The following is a 23,081-nucleotide window of genomic DNA, read 5'->3' as shown; positions in this document are numbered from 1 at the left end:
CTTATCTTCTTCCGTATTTCCATACTATTAGTCCGAAGGCGAGCATTGCGAGCACTGCTATCCCAAGTCCTACGCCTATCCACGTGTTGCTCTTAGTAATACTTATTTCAACGGTTTTTTGTCCTGTTTTTGTCTCAGTGCTCGTCGCTCTCAGGTTTAATGTGCTGGTTTCCTGGGCTGCGTCTGGCTTTGCCTGGATTCTAAGGTTGAACCGGTGGGTTTCGCCCGGCCCTAGCGCCTCGATCCTGGTGGGCGGCTCGACGGTGAGCGAGTCCGGCACGTCTTCCACGTCTACGCCCACGCTGGTCAGCCTGCCACTGCCATTATTCCTCACGAGTACTTCGAGGGTTTTGCTCGCCCCGGCCTCGAGTGTCAGGTTGTCAGAGCAGGAGAGCTCGAGCTTGTAGTCCGCGCCCCCCGTGTCCACGAATAATTGTAACGAGCAACTATCCGCTCCGCTAGCGGCCATTATCGTTATAACCCCTGCATCACGTGGAGTGGCTTTAACCTGGAATGTCTTACTCCCCCCACGCTCCACGAACACCCTGTTAATAATATCACTACCAGTGTAGAATTTCACGTCCCAGTTTTTGGGCGCTTCTTTTACGGTGAGCGTGTAAGTCCTGTCCACCACCCCATCATTAGTTATCTTAACGTCAAAGGTCACGGTCTCGTTGGGCTTCACGCTCTTCCCGGGAAAATCGCAGTATAGGCTTACTCCCTCAGGGTTGCCGGTGTCACTACTTAGCATTGGTACTGGCAGGTAGCCAATGTACAACGAGTTGTCGAGGACATGGTACCCCGCCCCACTGTTATCCCTGGAAATGGTCTTGTAGCCGTTAGCCCTGACCAGCACGCTGTAGTACCCGTCCGGCACCATTATGGTGAACACCCCGCCAGAATCCGAGGAACCAGTATAATATTCCCCCGTAACCTTGTCCGTGATTGTAATGCTAGCGTCCTTCACAGGCTGGCCGGTACTGGCGTCCACGATGATGCCCGACAAGCCATACAGCCTGTCAAGGCTAATCGTAACATTATTGTCAACGCCAACCTTCGCCCTCACGCTCTTCTTCGCATACCCATCCTTCCAGACGGTGAAAGTATACTCCTCGCCCGCAGAGAGGTCGAAAGTCGCATACCCATCCGAGCCAGTGGTAGCGGTAACCGATACGCCCTTCGAGAGGGTTGCCACGCTAGCGCCGCCAACAGGGCCGGAATCATCCACAACCTTAACACTAATAGAAGAATTCGCCATGGCAAGAGGCGCGGATAAAAATAAAACTGTTAGCAACACGCCAATAGCCAGTATAGCGTTCACAACCATTCGATCATGCTCATATTTTTTAGTCGGGTTAATAAGTCTCATTTTAATCCTCCACTCTACTAGACATGCTATTTTTTCATGCTATTTTTTGTTCTTTACGATAATGTATATGATAAGACCGATAACCAGGATGATGCCAAGTATGCCTGCCACGCCCAAATAGTTAATCCTGGATGAGGCGCTAGTGTTTTGCGGCGACTGGCTACTCTCCGGGAGGCTACTCGTGGCGGGAGTGCTCGGAAGAGTAGTAGTGGTCGTACCATCCCCTCGTATTACCAGTGTGGGCCTGGTCACCGCCCCGGTGTACGAGAGGAACTCCCCGTTCCCTATCTGTCCCCCCTGATTGTCCCCCCATGCATAGACGCTGCCATCACCAGTCATCGCCATTATATGAGCACTTCCTCCTGCTATTGCTACAACGTTTTCCAGGCCGGGCACCTGCTGTGGCGTCGCACTATCAGCACCGTATAGGGCACCGTTACCCAAACGGCCCTGCTGGCCATTACCCCATATCCACACCGTGCCATCACTCCTCAACGCTATCGAATTAGAATCAGTGGTCGATACGCTCACCACGCTATCCACACCCTTCACCATGACAGGCGTATGACACTCCTTAACACTGTTAACACTGGAACCGGAGACGAATCCTAGCTCATTCTCCTGGTTCCACCCCCACGCCCACACCGTGCCATCCTTTTTCAAAGCCAGGGTATGCGCGCCTTCGCTTGCGGCCACGTCTATTACGTCATCGATCGGAACCTGTATGGGATATAATCTCGTAATAGTCGTGCCATCCCCCAGCTTGCCCCTACCATTACTACCCCATGCCCATAGTCTTCCATCTTTATCTATTGCCATTGAACACTGATATCCCGCGGATATTATTTTTATGTCAGAGAGCCCTGGCACCTGGACAGGAGTATACTCCCCCTCGCTAGTCGTACCAATGCCAAGCTGGCCAGCCACGTTCCAGCCCCAAGCCCAGACGGTGCCATCCCGCCTTAAAGCCAGACAATGAGTCCCGCTTGTTGATATGGCAATAATATCGTGTAGCCCTGCAACTTGAACCGGCTCCAGGCTGGTTTCTTCATTCGTGCCATCACCCAGCTCACCAAATTCATTATCGCCCCACCCCCACACCGTCCCATCATTCTTTAGGAAAAGAACAAAAAAGTTGCCAGCCGATACCGCTGACACATCGGTAATATTAACGACTACTGGAGTGGACGATTGAAAAAACGGCTTTCCCCTATTCGGAAGAAATCCCATCATAGTGCCCCACGCCATGACCGTGCCATCATCCTTCAACGCTAACGACAAGTGGCCCCCCGCATCGATCGCAACGACCTTTGACGAGGCAGCGCTGACAGGAGCCACGCATAATACCGATACAACGGCTAGAACCAACAAACCATATAACGTCATGATTAGCCTGCTCATGATCATTCCTCCATCCTGATAGATACCAAACAACTAATGGCAAGGACTACGAGAGTCTCGAGTAGCATTAATCCGATGTAAGGAAGAGCGGCATTAAGCCAGCTTGCGTATGCAACAGTGGTATCAGTAAGTAAAAAATGGCCGTCACCCTCAAAAGCGTTAAAATACAAGCGCCATGGGCTAATAAAAGTATATAATAGTCCCATACGACCAGTCAGAGCCTCCCCATACCAGTCAATAAAAAAGAGCGCGACAGTAACCGCCACCGAATCCAGCAGATTTTTAAAGACCAGGCCGACGAGCATGGCTATCCCGCTAACGAGAGAACACTCAAAAAATAATAATAATACGAGCGAACCGAACCTGAGCATGAATTCGCCCATCGAACCCGGCAGCCCGTAAAAGAGCATTTCCATGATACTGCACGTCGCCAAAGTAGTGAAGGCGAGCGTTAAGATGAAAGCGCATATGCCCAGGAATTTTCCGATGATAACATCCCTGATGTACAACGGCTTAGTGAGAACCACCTTAAATATATTGTCGCTGCGATCCCCGACGATCGAGGTGACTCCGAGGAACATGGCGGCAATCGTGCATACAATAGAGATTATGTAAAACACGTTGTCAAGGCCCACCCTCGTAACAACATCGAACGCTTCCCCCTCGAAATACTGGAAAAAATAACGACTGCCCACACCATTAACAAAAGCAATAAACAACAAGTAAAAAACGACCACAACTATCAACGGATTATAAAAAGCCCTGTAAAACTCTAATCTAGCAACCCGTGATATACTTTCAGGCTCGCCGAACAAGCTCATCTAACATCCCTCCACACGAATACTATATACGACAAAATCGTGGGAATAATGAAGTAAAGGGCCAGCGCAAGAAAATATCCATTGGCTTTGGAAAGTATGTCGCCTAAGCTGAGCGATGGGCTGAAAGGCCTAACATCCAATAATATCATATCAATCAACCAGCTCGCAGATAGATAATTTATCATAACGTTATCCGGGTTCATCCCGAATAATCCGCTAGCGATTAATTTGACATAGCCTGCAAAACCACTCGTTTTAATGTCATCGATGATGACAATCGCCATCATACTCAGGACAAGCGCGAGGGCCTGGCTTTTTACCAATAGGGCTATCAACATCGAGAGGGAAACATATATCAAAGAATAAACCACCGATATCACTAAGATTAGCACTACCCGCGCCAGATAATCTACGATATTGGATTCCAGGATATTACCGTAGAGCAATAAAAATGACGATGTATACAGTAACACGGTTACTCCATAGACGCATATGAGAAAGTAGAATACGCCAGTGATCTTGCCGTTAATAATAGTATCCCGATACAAGGGCTTGGTCGTTAGAACGTTTAAGGCACTATTATGCCTTTCACCAGCAATACAGGAAAAGCCGACGACGACGGCAACAAAACGACCAAAAGACGTCAAAACGTATAAAGTATGGTTGAGCGTTATCTCGAAAACACTGTACGGTTCGAACAAATTTTTGTTAACGCCCACATAATCAAAATTAATAGTGTCATGTAAATTAAAGAGGGCGAACAGGATGAATAACCCTAACGCTATCAGGACTAGCTTGCTATTCACCAGGTCCTGGAACTCTTTTTTAGCGATGATCAGCGTATTACTCATACGACACCCACCTATTCATCCGCCTATACAAAAAAAAAAAAAAATAAACGTTTTTATCCTTTAATGCTCCTTTTACGATGACCGTGTATACTTCTGCTCGTAGTGGAAATCATTCCCATACCAATCCGCACCGTTCAAGCTGTATACGTGGTTCTCGTTGACCGCGTCGGTATACCCAACGTATGGTAAATTGACAGTTAAGCTTGCATCCCTAGTACGGTCATCCCCGCCTTGTCGGATAGGATCCGTGGAGTGGTATGTGCTTCCACCAGCGTATCCTGCATTCCACTGCCATCCATAGTATACTGCCGAACTGTAGCCGTTGTGCCACCTGTTACCCCAGGTGAGCGTAGCCCCGTTAGGAGCGTTTATATTTTGGGTTATCCAGTGGTTCCAGTTAGACGATCCGTCGTAGTAGGAGAACTCCGTTCCATCGTTACTCCCGTCCGACGTAGTGGTCCACGAGTAGGCGAGCGCGCTTCCTATTCCAGTTGTTGCTACCAACATGACGGCTGCGACCAGCAATGCAATAGTCCTGGCCTTCAAACCATGTCACCTCCCTTTATAGTAAGCTTTACAGGTTCTCGCCTTACCATTTTTGCCATTTGCAGGCATTTACACTATCACCTCTTGCTATATTTAAGCATGGTATATCAGGTGATATACTACCCGGGTAGTAGGCGTTGTTTAACGCCATATAAGACCTATGAGCCTAGGGCTATTCGAATAGGCCCGGGTTTTCTTTTAGCATTTTAAACACCTTCTCCCCTTCCCTGGTGAGCTTGTAAACATGCCTATTCTCGAAGAGTTCGCATGACACCAAGCCCATGCCCAACAAAGAATATTTTTTACTATACTTCTTATCATCTCCCACGATGGCGCCCCACGTGTTCGCATAGCTGACGCCCGTCCCCCGAGAGATCTCGAGCATGGTCTTACCCGGATGCTCACCAATATACACCAGTGAACGTTTGCGAGACCTACTTCTTTTTAACGATTCTATACTAGCACCATTCGAGTGTACTGCCCGCACAAGCCACCACTACTTACTTTAGCACGCCCAAACCCATTCCCATCGGTTTTATTTCCCGGTCTCCGGTCTTGTCACCTCCAGGAATATCTCGTTTAATGAGGGCCTGTACACCTCGAGCTCGGTTACCACTCCACTACTCTTGCACAACACCCTGGACACCTCCTCCGACACGTCCTCCCCGGAGCTTATGAGGTAGTAGCCATTATTCCTCGTAACGTTAGAGATGCCCTCCACGCGTTTCAACGACTCCATCACACAACGCTCGTCCAGCTCTTTCACCCTGAGCTTGAGCCGGTAGCCCTGCCTCCTCGTATACTGGTCCACCAATTCGTCAACGTTTCCGCAAATCTTCATCTCACCATTCACTATAATACCGATACGGTCGCACACCGCCTCGACCTCGGGTAGAATATGCGAGGTCATGAAAACGGTCTTACCCCTCGACTTCAACTCCTTCACGAGGAGACGATAATCCTCCGCCCCCTGCGGGTCGATGCCAGCGGTAGGCTCGTCAAAAATCAGGACCCGGGGATCGTGGACGATGGCCTGGGCCAACCCAAAACGCTGCTTCATACCCTTACTAAACTTGCCAATCTTCAAGTCAACCGCATCGGAGAGGCCGACGAGCTTCAGGGTGGACAAAACTTTTTCCTCCAGCTCCCTACCCCTCAAACCATAAAGGCTCCCATAAAACCTGAGGTTCTGACGAGCCGTGAGATTATCATAAAAACCAGCCGGCTCCGGCAACACACCACAACTCCTCCGAACATCCAAAACCTGGTGCACAATGTCAAAACCACAAACCCGGCCCGTGCCACTAGAAGGCTGAACCAAGCCCATGAGCATCTTAATAGTAGTAGTCTTACCAGCACCATTAGGCCCCAAAAAACCGAAAGCCTCCCCCTCAAAAACCCTCAAATCCAAATCCTTGACAACAACCTTCTCATCATACTTCTTGGTTAAACCACTAGTCTCAATAACACTATCTACCAACCAAGACCCTCCCATTCTTTTTAATCATCATGGCTTCTCTAGCAGCACCTCGTGTCACATGCTACCCAAGCCAAGGACTATCTAAACTTGAGATTAAAGTTATATAAGGCTTCTCTCACAATCTGATAACCCGCCAACACAAAGCCCCCCATGATGCCCACGAAGGACTGCGCCATCGTCCTTCAACGCTAACACGAGAAAGTATAAAGTAGAATGCGCCAAAAAAGATGGCGGATTCGTGCTAATTCCCCTTCCGCCATTTCGTTAAACATATCGCTGTGGACATTAATGCGGCTAGCACTATGTCAAGATCCATGTCCATGGAGGGTATTCCTGGTTCACCAGACTGGCCGACGACCGGTGAATTTGGAACGGTCGTTACATTCATGCTTGTAGGATTCATCGTTATAGTTGGTTGTACCGGCCCGGAGAATAACAACACGGGGTCGCGCTCCACCACGTAATTAAATGCTGGATTAGGGTCCACGACTTTTGGCCATCCAAACAACCCCCCGCCATCGGCTCGTCCCCACCCCCACACTGTGCCATCATCCTTGAGCGCAACTTTAACCCCGGCCCTGACGCTAATATCCACAACATGGTCCAAGCCTTTCACCTTCACAGGGATCGGCTCCGGATCACCTATAAACATCCCCCACTCCCACACTGTGCCATCATTTTTTAAGGCAGTACTTCCGCCTGAAACTTTCTTCACGTTGTTTATCTGCGTCTTCACAGATGGGGGCTTGACTGGTAGTGGCCGCGAGCTATGGGTACTTCCATCGCCAAGCTGACCAAGGTCATAACGCCCCCATCCCCACACCGAGCCATCATCCTTAACATAAATCGCATGGTATCCTCCGTTCGATATTTGCGTGACGTTACTCACTCCTCTAACCTGGAATGGGATGGGCCTCACTCCTGGCCCGGAGTTGTCGCCCAACGCGCCATACGAGCCTTCAGATATGTCATTACTCCCCCAGGCCCATACTGTGCCATCATTCTTAATGGCATAATTACCCCCCTCACCCAATGCAATTATATTGGACAAACCCCTAACCTGCACCGGCTCCGGCCTGTCCTCAAGAGTACCGTCACCAACCTGCCCCTCATCGTTACGCCCCCACGCCCACACCGTGCCATCACCCTTCAAGGCGTAACACGTCCCATCCCCCACAGCAATGGCCACAACGTTCGCAAGGCCTTTAACCTTAACCGGCGTAGAACTCGAATTAAGAGTACCATCGCCCAGTCCACCATAATAATTGTCACCCCACGCCCACACCGTGCCATCACTTCTCAACGCAAGGCTAACCATACTACCCGCCGACACCGTCGTGACATTATCAATGGACACTTTTTGAAGATCATCCTTAGATCCCAACGAGTAAACTGTGCCGTCGTCCATCAACATCAACACCCGCCCCCCGCCTTCAATCGAGACTGCAACTACCTTCTGAGCATGCGCTGCGCAAGGAAAAACGGCAAAAACAATAGCAACGAGAATAGCTAGCCGTATAATTCTTCTCATACTCATTTTATCACCTACACGTTTTCGTCTCTTGAAAAGATGTGGATTTCTGCTAGCAATAGGACCACTATTTCGACGAGAAGCAGGGCTATGTATGGCATGGCGTACTGTACCCACACGTCCAGCGGTAGGGGCGTTTCGGGCACATATGGCGTGGGGTCGAGGATCCGGTAATAAAGCCTCGTGGGCAGCAATATTGATAGCCCGCCGAGAAAATTCTCGCTGAGCCAGAGCCGGTCGACGAAAATAAAGGTCATCGTAGCGGTAGTAACGAACAAAACGTTCTTCGACAATACGCCGAAGAGCAGGTTAAACGCGATGACGAGCACACAAGCCAACGTCAGGGTCAGGAGATACGAGATAACCTTCAACGTTCCATCCATTATTGATAACGGGCCTCCATAATATACAAGGATCATGAGACTTATACACGAGAACACGAAGGCGTTAAACAAAAGCATGAAAGCGGAGAGCCCTAAAAACTTTCCCAGCAAATAGTCCTTACGATATAAAGGCTTTGTGAGCAGCACGTTTAGCGCGTTCTTCCACCTGTCACCAGGAATAGAAGTGGCGCTCAGGAAGGCTGCCACTATTACGCTCGCCATCGAAGTCGAAGCACACAAATGGCTGACTCCCACGATAAAGGCATCAGCGCGGTACACGTCATACATGGAGCCTATCAGTCGCAGGGTATCCGCGTAGCCTGCCCCATTGAGGTATGCTACCGCCAATACTATCAATCCCACGATGAGGACAAGCGGGTGCAATAATACCCGCCGGAACTCATGCCAGGCAATATCGAACAACGCCATGGTCAAGAGACATCCCTCCATAAAAAAACAATATAACAAAGAAATATTGCAATAACCACGTAGACCAGCAACTTAAAAAGATCTGGGAGTATGCCCAAGAATGCCTCAATAGCGCTGGCGGAGGTGTCCATAAGCACGGGATGAGCCTGGTGCATGATGCCCACTGGCGATAAGCCTATGACCATGCCGGTAAGCCCATGGCCAGGAAAAACATTGTTAAGATTAATCGCTATGTCAGGATAGGGTATGATCTCCGAGATGTACACGGCCACCACGCTTAGGATCATGGCAAACTCCTGATCCCTGACTATAACCGATATTAGCATCGACACGGAGAGGAACACCGAGACGCTCACCATTGCATAGGCTAACACGAAGGGCAGGCGAGCGAAATAGTCGAATAGAAAGGGCGCCAGCGCTCCGCCACACAGGACAAAAAAACAAGCAGTAAAAATAGCCGCGAGAAAAACCAGGACACTAGCGAGGAAGGCGAACGAGCCCAGAAACTTGCCATTGATGATAGTATCACGATACACTGGCTTCACGAGCAGCGTGTTCAGCGCATGCCCCATCCTCTCAGAAGCAATCGTCGAACAGCCAATGACAATGCCGATGAGACAGCCGAACCAGCTCAACATGTAAAAGATAGTATAATCCGCCGAAACACCCAGATTATCCCTGTACTCCACACTTATGTTAGGATTATTGCCGTTGAGCGAGGAATAAAACTTATATACAGTAGAGATAGCATATACAGTAAAAGCCACGAGGACAAAAAGAACCATACGGTTACTTAACAAATCCCTGAATTCTTTACTCGCGATTACCAGCGTATTTCTCATGCGATGCCTCTTAAAAAAATTTAAGTTTTTAATATTTTAATAATATGCCATCCGGTCGTTCACTGGAGACGTGTAAGAGTTCCCATTATAATGCCATACATGGTATGCGTTAATCGTATGCGAACCAGAATTCACGACAACGTATTCAGCTGGTATATCGATAATGCCAAGGTCATAATCTCCCGTGTGTGGTATCGATAACCCAGTTATGGATCCCCCGGGTACGGCGTTTAGGCCTCCAGATGGGCTTGTGCTTTGCGTTACGTCGACGGTAGCCGTGTTAGGTAACCTATTCTTGAAGCCGTTATACCAAATTATGTGGTCACCAACGGCCCCTGATACATTTCCGGCAGAATGATACGTTAACGCTACACTATAGTCAGTTAGCAGTACGGTAACGAATTCTCCGGGATACGAATGTGTGATTGCGAGCGCGCTTCCTATTCCAGTTGTTGCTACCACCATGACGGCTGCGACCAGCAATGCAATAGTCCTGGCCTTCAAACCATGTCACCTCCCTTTATAGTAAGCTTTACAGGTTCTCGCCTTACCATTTTTGCCATTTGCAGGCATTTACACTATCACCTCTTGCTGTATTTAAGCATGGTATATCAGGTGATATACTACCCGGGTAGTAGGCGTTGTTTAACGCCATATAAGACCTATGAGCCTAGGGCTATTCGAATAGGCCCGGGTTTTCTTTTAGCATTTTAAACACCTTCTCCCCTTCCCTGGTGAGCCCTCCTTATTTTACTAGCGTATTCTTTACCTTGGCATAGCGAAATAAACTTTTATTTATTTCTTCATCGCTCTCCATAGGCAAGCGATTATGCCAATGACCACGAGTATTATCAATAGGCCGGTGGCAAGGTAACCATATCTAATGCCTTGCGATGGCATCGCCGTATTGGCATTTTGCGTATTATTCTGGGCGAAGCCCACGTTAGAGCCTATTGCTACCCTGGCCGGCATATTCCTATCATAAGTATTACCTGTCCCAAGCTGTCCGAACTGGTTATCACCTACTACCCATAGGCTTCCATCATTTTCCAGCGCGATGATATTTATCGTTCCGATGTCTACCAGCTTAACGTTTGATAGCCCGCTTGCGCGCCTGGGGCTGGACGCGTCTTCTCCGCCGCTGATGTATTTGCCCTGCTCATTATGCCCCCACACCCACAGGCTTCCGTCATTTGTAATGGCCGCAGAAGTCTCCCCTCCTGCAGCTATCCTGATGACGTTCGTTAAGCCTTGCACCTTAACTGGTAGAGGGCAATCTTTCGTGGTACCGACTCCAAGCTCGCCCTGGACATTACTCCCCCATGCCCAGATAGTGCCGTCATCCTTAAGCGCAAGAGAAAACGAGCTTCCACCCGCTACTGCTGTAACGTTGGCCAGCCCCTTGACTTTTTTAGGGTTGGGACTCGATATATTCGTCCCGTCTCCAAGCTGGCCGCAATCATTCAGCCCCCATGTCCAGACATTGCCGGCGTCATCTATAGCCAGGTTATGGTTATAGCCTGCGCTTATCGCCACAATACGCGGCAGGCCGCTAACCCGAACCGGCGTCATGCTATCCACATTAGTACCATCTCCAAGCTGGCCACAATTATTCTTCCCCCACGCCCAGACAGTGCCATCATTTCCAAGCGCCAGCATATGACTGATGCCTACGGCGACTGCCCTGACATTCCCTAATCCGCCAACCATCCCGGGCGTGTTATGGTCCATCGTAGTCCCGTCGCCCAGCTGGCCATACTCGTTCCACCCCCACGTCCACACCGTGCCATCGTCCTTCAACGCTGCCACTGAAGCAAAACAGGAATCGACGGACGTAACATTATAAATCGGTACCCGTTTAGGAACATACTGGTCCTGGACGGACTCGTAGCCGAGGCCACCATGCCAGCTATGCCCCCACGTCCACACCGTGCCATTATCCAGAAGAGCCACGGAAAGGCCATGGCCTTCCGCTACGTCCACAACTGACGGCTGAGACGCCGCGCAACGTACCCCGGCCATAGCTACCAGGCATACAAATAATAAAAAGAACAGGCAACCGACGAACCCGGGCCCTACATGAGAAATTAGTTTTCCCTGCCTTACCGACATGGCCCATCACGCCTCCTCCCGATTGAATAATAAGCATGCCGCTAAAAAGACGGCCAACGCCTCTAATGCAAGGAATATTATGTATGGCATGGCAACGCCAAGCCACACGGAGAAAATGCTGGGCGGGTTATTGAGAAAAATGTTGACTTCATTATCGAATATCCAATAATTTACAAGGCTGCTCTGGCTTAATACGATTCGTAGCCACTCCGTGCTCACAGGCATCTCCACGTACAATCCCAGGAAGAAGTACGATATGCAGGCAATGGAAGCGCTTAAGGCGTCCTTTAAAACCGTGCCCAGCACCATCGCTATGCCAAGCGTAAACGTACAGCTAATAAATAGTACCACTCCAATAGAAACAACCTTCAGGACGATGTCAAAATTCTCCGGCCCCCTAAACGCTATTGTCAACAGCAACGACGCTAAAAAGAGGTGAAACATGATGAGCGCTAAGAGAACAGCGCTTGCTCCAAAAAACTTGCCGGCAATAACATCTCTCCTGTACAACGGCTTAGTAAGCAATAGCCTCAGGACGCCATTCGAACGGTCTATCGACACGGAGACCACTCCAAGACACAAGGCCAGCGACCAGAACACAAGCGTAGTAAAATAATATATTTGGCCGATACCGTCCATAAAGACATATGGATTTCCAACAGATACCGTTACAGGCCCATGCACGGATTGTCCAGCAGCATTTATTACTGACATTGCACATAAAACTATTACGAATATTATAATAACAGGATGCCTCAATAGCCTTAAAAACTCGTTTTCCGCAATGATAAGCGCTCTCACTGGACATCCCTCCTCAAAAACGTGACATAGTTTAATACCAGCAATACTACGGCTAATAAAGCGAGCCTTATGATCACGCCACTATAAGCCGAAAGGACCCTTAAGGCGTTATCCGTGTCAGAAACATAAAGTATGATGCAATTTAGGCTTCCCACAGGCGATAACTCCCCGAGAAAAGCCTCCATCGCATTTCGACTCGCTCCGAAGAGTACAGCAATATTCTGCGCAAAACAAACAGAACAAACGTACAAGTTTAGCATTATCCATGATAATACGCTTAAAAATAAGGCATAGTACTGTTCTTTTACGAGAATTGAGATTAGCATTGATAGCAAGAGGGATATCGAGGCGGCGATAAGGGATAAGACGAAGAAGGGTGGAACCCATGCGAGGAATGCTCCAATAAACGAGCTCACCTGGCTGCCAAGCAGTATGAAGATGGATGAAACGTACAGGGCAGCTACAAGCCCGAGTACGCATGACATGAATGCCATTACACCGATTAGCTTGCCATTTATAATGGTATCCCGGTATAATGGCTTAACGAGAAGAGTGTTCAGCGCGTGGCTGCTCCTCTCGTTAGCAATCGAGGCGACGCCTATCACAGTGGCAACAGCGCTCCCATATAGGACGACCACGTCCACCCAAACTGACAGCAGGGACAGTACTGAATCGCCAGGATAGAAACCATAGCTAAGGATATTCCGATAATAGCTGTACAATTTCATCAAAATCATAGCGATATAAACTACTATAATAATGATGACAAGCTTATTGCTAAACAAGTCCTCAAATTCCTTGCGTGCTATTACCAGCGTGTTACTCAAACACCCACCACCATGATAAAATTAAAACGGATGGCGAATATGCTAGCCATCCGCCATTATTTTACTCATCTAGTCACATTGTAGTACTGACCATGCGTACCTGTATTAACTCCAGGATCGGTATCATAGTTCGTAGTATACCTGTGGTTAACCCCTAGCTCCCATCTACCAAGGCCGCTCGTCACAGTCCACGTCGTTGGAGTTGGATCCCAATAGGAATTTAATGGAATGGCATTCCAACTTCTAACGTAATCTCCGCCGGTCCCGTCGGTGAAAGCCCAGGACACCTGTCCTTTTATACTATTATTGCGGTAGTTGAAGAGTTTATTATACCATGCCAGGTTATCCTGGCCCTGTTTGACCTGGGCGATGGCGGTAGACGGTATCGTTTGCAACCAGCTTGCAACAAAATTGCTGTTCACCTGTGACTCATCAATACCTGACCACTGGACCGTTGTTGCTGATGCTCCTAGCGGTACGACTATCGAAAGTATTATGCCTGTAGCGGCTAATATGGCCAATTTGTTGTTCATATGTTTCGTGTCACCTCTTTGTGTGTACACGAAGCATAACCCCAGGGGCCGGTGTACGATTAAAGCTTTGAGCGGATGTTTAACCATACATCGGCCTTCGAGGACTACGCTTCTAAATCCTTGATAAGATAAGAGCTCATATATAAATTGTGCAAACCTCCCCATAAAAAGGGGAGGCCACCACAAATAATATATACCAGACTATCATGATCGGCGACCGTCAGGATGATAATAAATTAAAACACTCCATCGAGAATTTTTCCTCTTTTTCTTCCATCTCGGATTGCAGGACGTCTAGCATTCTATGGTCTTTAACGTGTTGGGCATACTCCCATAAAGCCCCTCGCACGTCGAATCTTTTTCTTCGAATCCCTGGCGTGTTAGGCTGTAGACGGTGACAGGCCTGCCGTTAACCACTTGTTTTTCGTGCATGACCAGTCCGAAGTGCTCCAGGCTCTCCTCTTCCCTGTAGCCCGTCGAGACGCCCCTTAACGCTCCGAGGACGCTCGTCCTGCTCGCACCAATACTACCAGCGATCTCCACAACGCTCACCTTCCCCGGATATACGCTAAAAAGAATACCCCTGTACACCCACCTCCTCCGGAAAATGCGGCGTATTATTATCCTGCTAGTCTCATCCAAGCCACACACCCTCTTTTCTACCGCCTCCACAACTTCTAGATGCTCTCGCAAGTTTTAAGCTTGCCTATTGTAGATTTAGGTTTGCCCGGTTTCTCTTCTCACCTCCTCGTAGGGGGAGGCTGGGGCTGGAGCGTATGCGTGTTGAGCCTAGCATTCTAATGCATACGCTCCACGAATTACCCTTAAATTAAAATGTTTTTCTATCTAAAGCATGCATATACAACAGGTCGACGTTATGCTCGCGCTATCTTTTTCTTAGTATGAGCAGGTAAGCCGCGCCTCCTATGATGATGGCGAGCGTTCCGAGTAGTATCGCGTTTAATGGCAAATTAATAGGCGTGCTAGAATTATTACCCGTACTAATGGGTTGTATTATCGTACTAGGTTGTATTGTGGCATTCTGATTCGAAGGTGGTTGTATCGTGGCGGTGGCCGTCGGCACGATGCTGCTCGGCCCTAATATTCTCGTGGGCGTGGTCACGACAGTATCATTGTAAGGGTCTATGACCCCTGAAAACCAGACGCTCCCATCGCTCTTAAGAAAAACCGCCCGATGGTCCCCGCAAGCGATGGCTATTATGCCGTCCAGGCCGGGGATTCTAATCGGCAGTGCCTCGGTGGTATTTCTTTCACCAGTGCCGAACTGCCCATAATTATACCCCCACGCCCACACTGTGCCATCTTCTTTCAAAGCCATCGAGTAGTCGATGTTTGTCGCCACGGTTTTAACGTTATTGAGGCCTTTAACCTGCACGGGTGTCACCAGGTACTGGATGTCAGGGGTCGTTAAAGGGCTGACCATGTGGCCATTCCCCAGCCTACCCCACATATCGTTGCCCCACGCCCACACCGTGCCATCATCCTTCACGAATGTCGAGCCAACGAGTGAGAAATCAATCGACCTAACGTTTTTAACGCCCTCCATCTTGAAAGGCGTAGGCTTACAATTCGGCTTGTGCTGGCCCCGCGTATAATAGTCGATAGGCTTTCCATTTTCATCGACGTCCCGGATGGACGGGCCCCACGTCCACACCGTGCCATCATCCTTGATGGCGAAAGCTCCCCCATAGATGGCCGTCACGTTAGAAAGGCCTTTAACCTGCACGGGCTCCCACCGATCTATAAGTGTACCATCGCCACACTGGCCATCGTCGTTAGGCCCCCACGCCCACACCGTGCCATCATCCTTTAGCGCTAGATGACTCATCCCACTGGATATGGCGATGACATGGTCCAGGCCTTTAACCTTTACCGGCGTAGAAGTGCTCACGTTAGTGCCATCTCCCAGCGCGCCATGGTTGTTCCATCCCCACGTCCACACCGTGCCATCCTTTTTAAGCGCCATGTCACTGCCTGAAATCGCGATGACGTCATTTAATGGCAACTTCACCGGAGTCGTCTGCACCCTGCAATATATGTCGCCAACAACCTCGACGTACTGGTCGGGACACTGGTTATACGCTGGCGAGCCCTTCTGCTCGTAGACCAGGCCCCATAGCCAGACGCTGCCATTCTCATCAAGAGCGAGGCTCGTGAAGCCACCGCTTGACACTGCGACAAACCTCTGCGAAGACGCCTCCACTGGCGCACACATACAGGCAAAGGCAAGGAAAAAAACCAATAGCAATGGTTTTAAAATACCGTTAATCCTTTTAGCGGACATGTTACGCCTCCTCCCGATTAAACAACAAGCAGTTTACCAGCATAATAATGGCCACCTCCATGAGCATCAAGACGATGTAAGGCGACGAGCCGCTAAGCCACGTGCCAAGCGGCATGGAATCGTTAAACAGACTACCTGAAGCCCCGTACATCGCATAGACATACAGGTACCCGGGGTTAATGAGATTCAGCTTTCCCAATGAGGCGGGGAGCGAGCCAATGTTTGTCAGCCACTCGAACGCTACGAACGCCATCGAAACGATGAGCGCCTCAGGCTTACTCAAAACGATCCCCAGGCACATCACCAGGCCCAGCGTGAAACAACAATTCAAGAACAACACCACTGCAAAGAGGAGCATCCGCGCCACAACGCCGACAGTATCCGCCCGCCCCACGTATACGAGCATCATCAAGGACACGAATAGGGCGAGAATAAGCGTTATCAAGACGAACAGGAGCATGCTAATTCCGACGAACTTCCCAATTATAACGTCCCTCCTGTAGACTGGCTTGGCGAATAACACTCCTAGCGAGCCCCCATAGCGCTCATTAGCCACGGATAGGACGCCGACACACATGGCAAGAAAGGCGAAAAGCATCGAAAAGTTCCAGAAAAAATTCGACACGCCCACCATAAGGTCGCCACCATGGTCATAATAATCCTCAGACACCATGCTAGAATAGCCAGCAGCGTTAATAAGCCCTAACACGAGCATTAAAACCACGAACCCTACGACGACCGGACTCCTGGCCAGCATCGAGAACTCGTTCCCCGCTATGATAAATGCCTTCACGAGACGTCCCTCCGTATGAAAGATGCATAAGCCATGACAGTGGCAACAAAACAATACAACAATAACGCAAAAACCTGCACGGCAACCTCAGAAAAACTCTTGGCCAGCATGTCAAAAACACCACCGCTATTTACAATATCCCCAGATATGAACGAGAGTATATTATACGGGGCCAGGCTAGAAATAAGATGGGTGGTGGACCGGTCAAAATTAAAGAACGAAGTAATATAGCCCATAAACATCATGTTCGACATCAAGTTTAGAAATATCCATAAAAAGAAGCCTGAAAAAAGGGCCAGGCTCTGCTCCTTAAAAGTAATACACATTAACATCGATAGAGAAAAAAAGAGCATCGTATAAAGCATATAAAGGATGAAAGCCAATGGCAAGAAGCCCAGGAAATCAAAAAAACAGGCGCTGATCACGCCACCGAAAAATAAGAACAGGCCTGCAAGGTAGAAAGCCGCCACGACCCAGAATACGCAACAGAGGAAACAAGACGCTCCAACCAGTTTCCCATTAACAATAGTATCCCTGTATAGTGGCTTCACCAATAAGGTGCTAAGCGCCTTCCCATCCGCCTCGCCCGACATCGAAGAATAGCCCAGCACAACGGCTACAAGGCCGCCATAATAACAGGCGACCATGATAAACGCCCCGCAAAAAACGCCCGCAGGGCTGGCAATAACGTCTGGCACCTCAGGCTTTGACGACAAAGAAGAAACATCAAAAGAACTGTAAAAATTATAGGACGACAGGATAAACATTAACACGTAGAACGCCAGGATGAAAACGACCAGCCTGCTGCCCACCAGGTCAGAAAACTCCTTCCTCGCTATCACCAGAATACTATTACTATTCATACCATCACCCATAATTTACTCATACGATTTTTTACTTAAAAAATAAAAATGGAATCCGCTCCACGTATTTTTCCTCTTTTTCTTCTATTTCGGATTGCAGGACGTCTAGCATTCTATGGTCTTTAACGTGTTGGGCATACTCCCATAAAGCCCCTCGCACGTCGAGTCTTAGCGGCCTAGCACCGTACAGCACAAAGCTTTTTCCATGTATTGTCACCTGCTTACGGGTCACCATGCCCAGGCCGACCAGGGAATCCTCTTTATTATACTTCCTCCCATCGCCCTCCAGCGCCCCGAGAACGTCTTTAATACCCAGCCCCGTCATCCCGGATATTTCACTAGCGCCGGCCTCCTCCGGCCTAATACTCCAAAGGCAGAAGTAGACCCTCATACGCGACCGGCTCTTCCGAAGAGAACGATAAACACGGCTTATATCAATTTTTAAATCTAACTCCTTCTCCATGAAAACACTCCAACTAGAATAGCAGCCTTACCAGCACGGCTGAGAAAACCAGAAGCCTTCTCCCCAACCCCGAGTATAAATCTATGACAGTGGCATTCTCATCATACCGCTTAGTCAAACTAAACATCTCAACAACATTATCCATAAAATCCCTTGGTTCTTAGCTCTTATTTTATGCTGGCCCTCTTCTGATCCGCGTCGACGTTTTCCATCAGTCCTTTTTCTTCGAATCCGAGGGGTGTTAGGCTGTAGACGATGACAGGCCTGCCGTTAACCACTTGTTTTTCGTGCATGACCAGTCCGAAGTGCGCCAGGCTCTCCTCTTCCCTGTAGCCCGTCGACACGCCCCTTAACGCTCCGAGGACGCTCGTCCTGCTCGCACCAATACTACCAGCAATCTCCACAGCGCTCGCTTTCCTGGGAGATACGTTATGAAGATATGAGAAAGCGTCCCTGGAGACCCATCTCCTCTGGAAAATGCGGCGTATTTTTATCCTGTCAGTCTCATCCAAGCCGTACACCCTCTTTTCTACTGCCCCCTAATTTCTAGAAAACAATTAAACAACACCCATTATATAAGCATTCTCTCACAATCTGATAACCCGCCAACACGACGCCCCTCATGATTCTAGACTCTTTGTTTAGCCCTATTCTGATCCGCCATGATGTTTTCTGCCAGTCCTTTTTCTTCGAACCTATCATCTCCTAAATTTCTAGAAAACAATTAAACAACACAATACAAGCCTGATAAGCAAAAAAGATAACGTCGACCTGTTGTATTTACTATACATGCTTTATATAGAAAGAACATTTTAATTTAATGGTAAGGCTTCATGGAGCATATGCATGCTAGAATACAAGGCTCAACATGCATATGTTCCAGCCCCAGCCTCTCCCCTTCACGAGGAGGTGAGAAGAGAAACCAGGCAAACCTAAATCTACAATAGGCAAGCTTAAAACTTGCGAGCGCAAGGGAGCGGATTCAGGCATCGGAAATGAGACACATCCTCCTGAATCAAGGACAGAATGGACGAACAACAAAAAATAAACCAAATAAGATGGAGGAGAATTATAATGCCCTTATCAAAAAATATAATAATACTAGCATCGGTCGCAATGATGCTCATTGCGATGTGTACAGGAAATGCGTTTGCGACAAAACACTGGTATAGTGGTACAGTAGCGTCTACGTTTAACTCGGGAAATAATGCGCAGTTTACGAGCACTATAAAGCAAGATATATCGCCGGTCTACAGGAAAGATGTGTTAGCATGGGGCAATATATGGTACAATAATTACCCGGGCACATCCGTAACGCCGGGAGCTCAGTATGGTGGATTCCCAAATGGTGGCGCTTCTGGAGGCTCGTCTACCTATAGCTCAATTAGCTATGGTAAGTATTATCCAGGTGGAGATAACCCCCTTCAGTCTCAGGAGATAGATTCCACCGTGCTTGATACTGCTAGCGGTAGTTACAGCGAGGGAATAAATCACCAATACAATAATGGCGGGATAAACTATGCTACAGGGTATAATATGGATATGACCTTCAGCGTATAAAGTTTAAATTTTTATTTTTTTATTATTTGGAGTGAGCATGAGAAACGTATCTATCATCGCGCGGAAGGAATTCAGGGACCTGTTAAGCAATAGGATAGTCATCGTTACGATGGCCGTTTACCTATTATTAATCGCGTATAGCGTTTATGGTTTTTATGTGGATGCGTCATCTAACAAGATAGTTAATTTTTACGGGGCGACCGTAGGCCACATTTTGTATGTACTAACCGATTATGGTGCTATACTGGGGATCGTCATCGGCGTTGTTTCCATATCCAAGGAGAGAAGTAACAGTGCTTTGAATGTGCTCATCTCGAAGCCATTGTACCGTGATACCATCATTAATGGCAAGCTGATCGGCTCGGCGCTCTTTCTTGCGGCCATGTTCTGCCTTGTCATCGCATTTTATACGTCAGGCCTTTTCCTGCTCTGCGGCAACATGATATCCACGCTCATATTTGATTATCTCATCAGGCTGCCCGTCGCATTCCTCGTATCCCTCATTTATGTCATGTTTTATCTGTCTATAGCCATGCTTATCTCCATCATTATTAAGGACCAGGCGTTTGCGACCATAATTAGCGTTATTGTTTGGGCTTTGCTGGGTTTTATAAGAAATGCGTCATTCGCTGATAACCTTGCGGCTATTATTGTAAAAATTTTTCCTGGAAATGTCCAGGGCTATATTAATTTTATTGCTGGTTTTTCCCCGGAAACGATGCGGTTCTGGATCAGCAACAGTAATTTTTTTGATCCGGAGTTTTACGGTAGTGTCCCCCCTATCGAAACAGCCGTATTCAGGCTTCTCATTTATCTTGTTGTGGCCATCGTGGTGTGTTATATCGGGTTTGTAAGGAGTGATGTTAGGTGACGTTCAACTCTTTTCCGATTTTTTTGATCGCCCATAATGAGTTTAAGAAGGTGGTCGGCCACCCGATTGTCATTATTATTGCCCTCGTGTTGATAATGATCTCAGCGCTTAATGGGATAACTTCGTCTGGCCTCTCGGGGTTTGAGAAGATAATGCCAAATGATGATGTGCTTATCAAGGTAGCTCTGAGCGGCATGTTCTGGGATGTATCTGAGTATTGTACGATCGCGGCAATGTTTATTGGATTAATATCCATTGCGGGGGATCGGTATAATGGCTCCTTGAACGTTCTTGTTTCTAAGCCATTATACCGAAAGAATGTCGTTGTAGGCAAGTTTTTGGGTATCTCCCTTTTCATGCTGCTCCTCGTGTCTGTGGTATACGTTGTGAGCGCTCTTCTCATAATGCTTTTTTATAGGGCGCCTCTCTCCCCCACGGATTTCTTGTTAAGGTTTACGGCTCTTATCGTGCTGCTATTTTTAGAGTGCTCGCTGACCGTAGGGATAACGATGCTTGTTGGCATCGCTTTTAAAAATATGGTAGAGGCCGCCGTGATTACTGCCTCGTTCTTCTATGTGGAATGGTATACGACGTTATCGTATTCTATCGGCGAGTTAGGCTTTCTGTTCCCGTCTAGCCTTTATATAAAAATATTTAGTACTGTCTCAGATCCACGTTTTACAGGTTTATTGGATACGTCTATGGATTTCATGGAGTGGGCGGGCCTCGCGTATCCATATATCCTGTTGATGGTGTTGTATATTATAGTGGTTTTACTTATCGATAGCTTTGTGTTCACAAAGGTAGGCGATTAAACTGGTGGATGGCTATGTGTAAATCTCGCAGTATATTTTTTGTTTTAGTGTTTTTTATTTTGGTCGTTATTGTTCCAGTGTGCGCATCATCTTCGAGGGTCGTGTCGGCGTCGTTTGGCATGTTCCACGGGGTGGCTTTGAAGGATGATGGCACGGTGTGGGCATGGGGCGCCCCGTATCCTGGCGCCGCCAATTTTTCTTACTATGGCGTGGGCGAGAAGGATGACGAGTCTATTCTCATCCGGGTGGATGGTTTGGATAATGTCACTATGGTGTCGACGGAGACTGCATGCTTCGCTCTCGATAAGAATGGAACGGTTTGGGCGTGGGGGTTTAACGAGGAAGGCCAGCTTGGTGACGGCACATATAATAATAGCGCGACGCCGGTAAAAGTAAAAGGATTAGAGGGCGTTGTAGAGGTCTCCGCTGGCGGTGTGCATAGCCTCGCTCTCGATAAGAATGGAACGGTTTGGGCGTGGGGCGCGGATTGGGATGGACAATTAGGAAATGGAATAAAAGTGCCGAGCACCTCGCATGGTAGAGTGATGCCGCCTGGAATGAGCGAGCGCGATTTTCATAGTAATGTTCCCATAAGGGTTAACGTGACGGGCGTTAAGCAGGTGGCGGCTGGCAACGATTTTTCCGCCGTGCTCAAGGAGGATGGAACGGTTTGGGCGTGGGGCGAAGGCTTAAAGATGCCTCCATATCCAGAGCGGATTGATTGTCTGTCGAACATCAAAATGATAGCAGCCGGCTACTCGCTCCTGGCCCTGGCTGATGATGGGACGCTGTGGGAATACTGGGTGGAGTGGACGAGCTGGGACTCTCTTCCAGAGGTCAGGTTGACGAGGGTGGAGGGGTTGGCCAACGTGGTCTCAATATCCTCCGGGGGCTCGCACTCGATGGCCCTGCTGGCGAATGGAACGGTTTGGGCGTGGGGGTATAATGAAGATGGCGAACTGGGAGACGGCTCTACATCAGCCTATACGCGGAGTACGCCCGCCAGGGTGCAGGGATTAGCTAACATAACGAGTATAAGCGCCGGGTGGCGTAATAGCATAGCAGTCCAGGATGACGGCACCGTGTGGGCTTGGGGGAGAAACCTGGAAGGCCAGATAGACCCGGGCTCGACCGAGACAAAAATCACAACCCCAAAAACCATACTAAAGGGGACTGGATTACAAGAAGCGCCAAACTCGAGTTCTGAGCCGTTTAAAACGCAGGTAGCTGACACGGGTTTTATGACGATGGTGGCAGCAATGGTAACAGCCTTAATAGCGTACTCGTGGAAAAAGAGGCAATGAGGCACTCAGGATAAGATCAAATGACCCTATCCTAGAATACTATAATAATATATATTATATTATATTGATTGGATGATGTATAAGCGGTTCTTGTGGGACAGTTGGTCCTTGCGCGTCGTGCCTGACCGGTTTGTTTCCCGATGATTTTTTTTCTCTGGGAGATGGCCGCAGATACGGGTTT

The 23,081-nt window shown here is 48.5% G+C and carries 26 protein-coding genes; 4 read left to right on the top strand and 22 right to left on the bottom strand.

Annotated elements, in window-relative coordinates; translation table 11 throughout:
• Position 1: 1 nt before the first annotated feature.
• The 22 genes from MTC_RS03705 to MTC_RS12605 form a co-directional block, all read right to left on the bottom strand.
• Positions 2-1,369 carry a carboxypeptidase regulatory-like domain-containing protein gene (locus MTC_RS03705; protein ID WP_014405341.1) on the bottom strand — a complete coding sequence of 456 codons (1,368 nt, stop codon included), beginning with the start codon at positions 1,367-1,369 and terminating at the stop codon, positions 2-4.
• A 39-nt stretch (positions 1,370-1,408) separates the two neighbouring features.
• The gene (locus MTC_RS03700) at positions 1,409-2,770 is read right to left on the bottom strand and encodes an RCC1 domain-containing protein (RefSeq protein ID WP_014405340.1); all 1,362 of its coding nucleotides are present in this window, start codon (positions 2,768-2,770) and stop codon (positions 1,409-1,411) included.
• 2 nt (positions 2,771-2,772) lie between these two features.
• Positions 2,773-3,591, bottom strand: coding sequence for an ABC transporter permease (locus MTC_RS03695; RefSeq protein WP_014405339.1), 819 nt, complete (start codon positions 3,589-3,591; stop codon positions 2,773-2,775).
• Positions 3,588-4,442: an ABC transporter permease gene (locus MTC_RS03690; protein ID WP_014405338.1), complete on the bottom strand. Its 855-nt coding sequence runs from the start codon at positions 4,440-4,442 to the stop codon at positions 3,588-3,590. The genes MTC_RS03695 and MTC_RS03690 overlap by 4 nt, the downstream gene beginning before the upstream one ends.
• 72 nt (positions 4,443-4,514) lie before the next feature.
• A complete protein-coding gene (locus MTC_RS03685; protein WP_014405337.1) occupies positions 4,515-4,988 on the bottom strand; it encodes a hypothetical protein in 474 nt (157 codons plus the stop codon).
• Positions 4,989-5,160: 172 nt separating this feature from the next.
• A complete protein-coding gene (locus MTC_RS03680) occupies positions 5,161-5,475 on the bottom strand; it encodes an archaellum operon transcriptional activator EarA family protein (protein WP_014405336.1) in 315 nt (104 codons plus the stop codon).
• A 48-nt stretch (positions 5,476-5,523) separates the two neighbouring features.
• Complete coding sequence (locus MTC_RS03675) at positions 5,524-6,468, bottom strand: ABC transporter ATP-binding protein (RefSeq protein ID WP_014405335.1); 945 nt, start codon at positions 6,466-6,468, stop codon at positions 5,524-5,526.
• Positions 6,469-6,709: 241 nt separating this feature from the next.
• Complete coding sequence (locus MTC_RS03670) at positions 6,710-8,005, bottom strand: RCC1 domain-containing protein (RefSeq protein WP_014405334.1); 1,296 nt, start codon at positions 8,003-8,005, stop codon at positions 6,710-6,712.
• Positions 8,006-8,013: 8 nt separating this feature from the next.
• Positions 8,014-8,811 carry an ABC transporter permease gene (locus MTC_RS03665; protein WP_048188945.1) on the bottom strand — a complete coding sequence of 266 codons (798 nt, stop codon included), beginning with the start codon at positions 8,809-8,811 and terminating at the stop codon, positions 8,014-8,016.
• Between the two features lie 2 nt (positions 8,812-8,813).
• On the bottom strand, positions 8,814-9,653 hold the full coding sequence (locus tag MTC_RS03660; RefSeq protein ID WP_014405332.1) for an ABC transporter permease subunit: 840 nt from the start codon (positions 9,651-9,653) through the stop codon (positions 8,814-8,816).
• Between the two features lie 36 nt (positions 9,654-9,689).
• On the bottom strand, positions 9,690-10,157 hold the full coding sequence (locus MTC_RS13025; protein WP_014405331.1) for a hypothetical protein: 468 nt from the start codon (positions 10,155-10,157) through the stop codon (positions 9,690-9,692).
• 291 nt (positions 10,158-10,448) lie between these two features.
• Positions 10,449-11,765: an RCC1 domain-containing protein gene (locus tag MTC_RS03655; RefSeq protein ID WP_014405330.1), complete on the bottom strand. Its 1,317-nt coding sequence runs from the start codon at positions 11,763-11,765 to the stop codon at positions 10,449-10,451.
• Positions 11,766-11,771: 6 nt separating this feature from the next.
• A complete protein-coding gene (locus tag MTC_RS03650) occupies positions 11,772-12,566 on the bottom strand; it encodes an ABC transporter permease (protein ID WP_014405329.1) in 795 nt (264 codons plus the stop codon).
• A complete protein-coding gene (locus tag MTC_RS03645; protein ID WP_014405328.1) occupies positions 12,563-13,393 on the bottom strand; it encodes an ABC transporter permease in 831 nt (276 codons plus the stop codon). Before MTC_RS03645 ends, MTC_RS03650 begins: the two co-directional genes overlap by 4 nt.
• A 65-nt stretch (positions 13,394-13,458) precedes the next feature.
• A complete protein-coding gene (locus MTC_RS03640; RefSeq protein ID WP_143767059.1) occupies positions 13,459-13,926 on the bottom strand; it encodes a hypothetical protein in 468 nt (155 codons plus the stop codon).
• A 294-nt stretch (positions 13,927-14,220) separates the two neighbouring features.
• A complete protein-coding gene (locus tag MTC_RS03635) occupies positions 14,221-14,577 on the bottom strand; it encodes an archaellum operon transcriptional activator EarA family protein (RefSeq protein WP_394296118.1) in 357 nt (118 codons plus the stop codon).
• A 235-nt stretch (positions 14,578-14,812) separates the two neighbouring features.
• Entirely contained in the window at positions 14,813-16,162 is a 1,350-nt protein-coding gene (locus tag MTC_RS03630) for an RCC1 domain-containing protein (protein WP_158308484.1), read from the bottom strand.
• Positions 16,163-16,232: 70 nt separating this feature from the next.
• A complete protein-coding gene (locus MTC_RS03625) occupies positions 16,233-17,024 on the bottom strand; it encodes an ABC transporter permease (RefSeq protein ID WP_014405324.1) in 792 nt (263 codons plus the stop codon).
• Positions 17,021-17,887 (bottom strand): ABC transporter permease subunit, encoded by an 867-nt coding sequence (locus MTC_RS03620; RefSeq protein ID WP_158308483.1) that lies wholly within the window; start codon positions 17,885-17,887, stop codon positions 17,021-17,023. Before MTC_RS03620 ends, MTC_RS03625 begins: the two co-directional genes overlap by 4 nt.
• A 31-nt stretch (positions 17,888-17,918) precedes the next feature.
• A complete protein-coding gene (locus MTC_RS12610; protein WP_014405322.1) occupies positions 17,919-18,350 on the bottom strand; it encodes an archaellum operon transcriptional activator EarA family protein in 432 nt (143 codons plus the stop codon).
• Between the two features lie 13 nt (positions 18,351-18,363).
• Complete coding sequence (locus MTC_RS13715) at positions 18,364-18,495, bottom strand: hypothetical protein (RefSeq protein WP_014405321.1); 132 nt, start codon at positions 18,493-18,495, stop codon at positions 18,364-18,366.
• A 22-nt stretch (positions 18,496-18,517) separates the two neighbouring features.
• Positions 18,518-18,871, bottom strand: coding sequence for an archaellum operon transcriptional activator EarA family protein (locus tag MTC_RS12605; protein WP_143767057.1), 354 nt, complete (start codon positions 18,869-18,871; stop codon positions 18,518-18,520).
• Between the two features lie 505 nt (positions 18,872-19,376).
• On the opposite strand from MTC_RS12605, the gene MTC_RS03605 reads away from it, so the two are divergent.
• The 4 genes from MTC_RS03605 to MTC_RS03590 are packed head-to-tail and all read left to right on the top strand — an operon-like array spanning position 19,377 to position 22,900.
• Complete coding sequence (locus MTC_RS03605; protein WP_048188932.1) at positions 19,377-19,910, top strand: hypothetical protein; 534 nt, start codon at positions 19,377-19,379, stop codon at positions 19,908-19,910.
• 37 nt (positions 19,911-19,947) lie between these two features.
• Entirely contained in the window at positions 19,948-20,781 is an 834-nt protein-coding gene (locus MTC_RS03600) for an ABC transporter permease (protein WP_014405318.1), read from the top strand.
• Positions 20,778-21,596, top strand: coding sequence for an ABC transporter permease (locus MTC_RS03595; protein WP_014405317.1), 819 nt, complete (start codon positions 20,778-20,780; stop codon positions 21,594-21,596). The genes MTC_RS03600 and MTC_RS03595 overlap by 4 nt, the downstream gene beginning before the upstream one ends.
• Positions 21,597-21,655: 59 nt before the next feature.
• Positions 21,656-22,900, top strand: coding sequence for an RCC1 domain-containing protein (locus MTC_RS03590; protein ID WP_158308481.1), 1,245 nt, complete (start codon positions 21,656-21,658; stop codon positions 22,898-22,900).
• Positions 22,901-23,081 lie beyond the last annotated feature (181 nt).

The organism is Methanocella conradii HZ254 (assembly GCF_000251105.1).
GTDB lineage: Archaea > Halobacteriota > Methanocellia > Methanocellales > Methanocellaceae > Methanocella > Methanocella conradii.
Note: the sequence above shows the minus strand (reverse complement) of the source record. Positions and strands in the feature narration are given on the sequence as shown.

What these genes read in the sequence shown, in the direction of transcription:
- MTC_RS03705 (WP_014405341.1), bottom strand. Translation starts at nt 1,369, where the DNA reads ATGAGACTTATTAACCCGACTAAAAAATATGAGCATGATCGAATGGTT.
- MTC_RS03700 (WP_014405340.1), bottom strand. Translation starts at nt 2,770, where the DNA reads ATGAGCAGGCTAATCATGACGTTATATGGTTTGTTGGTTCTAGCCGTT.
- MTC_RS03695 (WP_014405339.1), bottom strand. Translation starts at nt 3,591, where the DNA reads ATGAGCTTGTTCGGCGAGCCTGAAAGTATATCACGGGTTGCTAGATTA.
- MTC_RS03690 (WP_014405338.1), bottom strand. Translation starts at nt 4,442, where the DNA reads ATGAGTAATACGCTGATCATCGCTAAAAAAGAGTTCCAGGACCTGGTG.
- MTC_RS03670 (WP_014405334.1), bottom strand. Translation starts at nt 8,005, where the DNA reads ATGAGTATGAGAAGAATTATACGGCTAGCTATTCTCGTTGCTATTGTT.
- MTC_RS03665 (WP_048188945.1), bottom strand. Translation starts at nt 8,811, where the DNA reads ATGGCGTTGTTCGATATTGCCTGGCATGAGTTCCGGCGGGTATTATTG.
- MTC_RS03660 (WP_014405332.1), bottom strand. Translation starts at nt 9,653, where the DNA reads ATGAGAAATACGCTGGTAATCGCGAGTAAAGAATTCAGGGATTTGTTA.
- MTC_RS03655 (WP_014405330.1), bottom strand. Translation starts at nt 11,765, where the DNA reads ATGTCGGTAAGGCAGGGAAAACTAATTTCTCATGTAGGGCCCGGGTTC.
- MTC_RS03640 (WP_143767059.1), bottom strand. Translation starts at nt 13,926, where the DNA reads ATGAACAACAAATTGGCCATATTAGCCGCTACAGGCATAATACTTTCG.
- MTC_RS03630 (WP_158308484.1), bottom strand. Translation starts at nt 16,162, where the DNA reads ATGTGTGCGCCAGTGGAGGCGTCTTCGCAGAGGTTTGTCGCAGTGTCA.
- MTC_RS03620 (WP_158308483.1), bottom strand. Translation starts at nt 17,887, where the DNA reads ATGAATAGTAATAGTATTCTGGTGATAGCGAGGAAGGAGTTTTCTGAC.
- MTC_RS12610 (WP_014405322.1), bottom strand. Translation starts at nt 18,350, where the DNA reads ATGGAGAAGGAGTTAGATTTAAAAATTGATATAAGCCGTGTTTATCGT.
- MTC_RS13715 (WP_014405321.1), bottom strand. Translation starts at nt 18,495, where the DNA reads ATGGATAATGTTGTTGAGATGTTTAGTTTGACTAAGCGGTATGATGAG.
- MTC_RS03605 (WP_048188932.1), top strand. Translation starts at nt 19,377, where the DNA reads ATGGACGAACAACAAAAAATAAACCAAATAAGATGGAGGAGAATTATA.
- MTC_RS03600 (WP_014405318.1), top strand. Translation starts at nt 19,948, where the DNA reads ATGAGAAACGTATCTATCATCGCGCGGAAGGAATTCAGGGACCTGTTA.